Source organism: Micropruina sonneratiae (assembly GCF_025972045.1).
Classification (GTDB): Bacteria; Actinomycetota; Actinomycetes; order Propionibacteriales; family Propionibacteriaceae; genus Micropruina; species Micropruina sonneratiae.
In genome coordinates this window covers 1-912 of record NZ_JAPDHX010000017.1, presented here as the reverse complement: position 1 = coordinate 912, position 912 = coordinate 1, and the positions used below count along the sequence as shown (strand labels likewise).

Genomic DNA, 912 nt, shown 5'->3' with positions numbered 1-912 from the left:
GCCCTGTACGCGGTGATCATGGAAGCGTGGGTGAACGGGGTCTCGACCCGTAACGTCGACGACCTGGTCGTCGCCCTGGGCGGGACGGGGATCTCGAAGTCCGAGGTGTCGAGGATCTGTGCCGGTCTGGACGAGGAAGTCAGTCGGTTCCGGACCCGCCGGCTCGACACCACCAGCTACCCGTACGTGTTCCTGGATGCCACCTACCTGCATGTCCGTGGCGGCGGGCTGGTCGCCAGCAAAGCGGTCGTGGTGGCCACCGGGGTCACCGGCGAGGGCCGGCGGGAGATCCTCGGGCTGGATGTCGGCGACAGCGAGGACGAGGTGTTCTGGCGTACGTTCCTCACCCATCTGAAGAGCCGCGGCCTGGCCGGAGTGAAGCTCGTCATCTCCGATCAGCACGCCGGCCTGGTGGCCGCGATCGCACGCGCCTTCCAAGGTGTGGGGCATCAGCGGTGCCGGGTCCATTTCGCCCGCAACCTGCTCGCCATGGTGCCCAAGAACCAGATAAACATGGTCGCGGCGTTGTTCCGCACGATCTTCGCCCAACCCGACGCCGCCACCGTCGCCGCCTGCTGGGAACAGGTCCGTGACCAGCTCGCCGCCCGCATCCCCAAGATCGGGCCCTACATGGATGAGGCCAAAGCCGAGGTGCTGGCCTTCGCCGCCTTCCCGCGTGTCCATTGGCGCAAGATCTGGTCGACCAACCCGTTGGAGCGGCTCAACAAGGAGATCAAACGACGAGCCCGCGTCGTCGGGATCTTCCCCAACGAAGCCTCCGTCATCAGGCTCGTCGGCATGATCCTCACCGACACCAACGACGAATGGACCATCGACGAACGCCGCTACCTCTCCGAAGGATCCATGGCCCTCCTCGCCGCCATCAGCGATAATCAGACCATCGCCGCCATC

The 912-nt window shown here is 65.7% G+C and carries 1 protein-coding gene; it reads left to right on the top strand.

Going from position 1 to position 912, the window contains the following annotated elements; translation table 11 throughout:
• Window positions 1–912 (top strand): IS256 family transposase (locus OIE40_RS16880; RefSeq protein WP_264704212.1); only part of this gene is annotated, 912 nt, incomplete at both ends.